1 protein-coding gene and 2 pseudogenes are annotated in these 1588 nt (G+C 45.7%); 1 reads left to right on the top strand and 2 read right to left on the bottom strand.

The annotated features are described in order from the left end of the window. Positions 1-122 (bottom strand): annotated as a pseudogene (locus tag H5P17_RS26395) (IS3 family transposase); the annotation flags it as partial. Positions 123-195: 73 nt separating this feature from the next. On the opposite strand from H5P17_RS26395, the gene H5P17_RS26400 reads away from it, so the two are divergent. Then, a complete protein-coding gene (locus H5P17_RS26400; RefSeq protein WP_220496979.1) occupies positions 196-1242 on the top strand; it encodes an IS110 family transposase in 1047 nt (348 codons plus the stop codon). A 237-nt stretch (positions 1243-1479) separates the two neighbouring features. Here H5P17_RS26400 and H5P17_RS26405 read toward each other — a convergent pair. Continuing rightward, positions 1480-1588, bottom strand: a pseudogene (locus H5P17_RS26405) (IS3 family transposase); the annotation flags it as partial.

Consider the following 1588-nt stretch of genomic DNA (forward strand, 5'->3'; position numbering starts at 1 on the left):
TCGGGCTGATAAAAATATACCGTCCTGCTCAGCGATAACGTCCTGCAGGCCTGGCGTAAACTCATGGCAAATTGCGCCGTCAGATAGCTGACAAGTTCACGCTTTATCGCTAGTTTTAAAGCTAATGGAATGGTTCGCCCCCACTCAACTTGCTAAAATTGCACTTGCTGACAGCCCTTATATTGGAGGTGTGTTATGTCACGAACAAAAGCACAATCCCTTAGCCGAATGGGTATTGATATCGGTAAAAATACGTTCCATGTAGTAGGGATGGACGATAAAGGATATATCCTGATTAGGCGATGTTTTACCCGCGTTAAATTGGTTGAATATCTAGCCCGCTTACCCCAAACAACGATTGGAATGGAAGCCTGTCCGGGTTGCCATTGGCTGGCCAGAAAGGCTAAATCATTTGGACATACGCCCTGCATCGTCCCGGCACAATTTGTAAAACCTTTCGTTAAATCAAACAAGAATGACCTGATTGATGCTGAAGCAATAGCCGAAGCCATTTCTCGTCCTACCATGCGGACAGTGATACCAAAAACAACGGCACAGCTCGATCTACAGGCATTACATCGGATCAGAGAACGCGTGGTCTCTCATAAAACAGCGGTGGTGAATCAGGCCAGGGCATTTCTCCTAGAATACGGATTAACTATCCACAGTGGAATTGCCAAATTTACACATGATATGCCTTCTCTGTTATCTGACGAGCAAAACGAACTGAGTCCATCAATGAGAGATATACTCATTGATCTCTGGCAGGAATATCGGTCTCTTGAGGAAAAACTGTTGCACTTACGTCGCCAGATTGAGTCTATCGCTGATGCAGATGGAATAGCTAAAAGGCTGACGTCTATTCCCGGTGTAGGGAAATTGACAGCGACGGCAATGACGGCGTTTGTAGGTAATGGCCAACAATTTAAATCAGGGCGCAATTTAGCTGCCTGGCTGGGGCTTGTACCACGAGAATACTCAACAGGAGGCAAGCAACGTTTATTAGGTATGAGTAAACGTGGCAATGCTTACCTGAGAAAACTGCTTATCCATGGAGCCCGAACCTGTGTTCTGCATTTGAATAGGACAACAAATTTTCTGGGACAGTGGGTACAACTTATGGAAGAGCGCGGTGTACACCGCAATAAGATTGTTGTCGCACTGGCGAACAAAATTGCCCGAATTATCTGGGCTGTCATGACACGACCGGGCGCTTTTTATTTACAGCAACGAGAAATCTGAACTCGCTTAAAATCTTACCAGTTTGCAGGGTATGTGATGACAAAACTGTGCAATGGCGTCTTGTAAACCCGGGACAAAAAAACGGCTTTAACAGCCTAAGAAGCTTATTGGGAACCTGACGCGCTTATTCCATCATGGCCTTGCTGCCAAAAGCAGCTGACTTGCAAGAGGCCGGATACATTAACGCAAACAACTTTTATCATCGTGTGCTTGCAAAACGGGGGCGAACCATACATTTTTTTCGATGACGTCTTTAAGTGCCCGGCACTCAAGGCTGAGATCAGCAAACATCTGTTTGAGGCGTCGGTTTTCATCCTCCAGGTCTTTCATCTTTTTGATATCAGAG

It is taken from the genome of Serratia sp. OS31, assembly GCF_014164835.1.
GTDB classification, from domain to species: Bacteria; Pseudomonadota; Gammaproteobacteria; order Enterobacterales; family Enterobacteriaceae; genus Serratia; species Serratia liquefaciens_A.

Coding starts and splice junctions, on each gene's coding strand:
- H5P17_RS26400 (WP_220496979.1), top strand. CDS start 196: ATGTCACGAACAAAAGCACAATCCCTTAGCCGAATGGGTATTGATATC.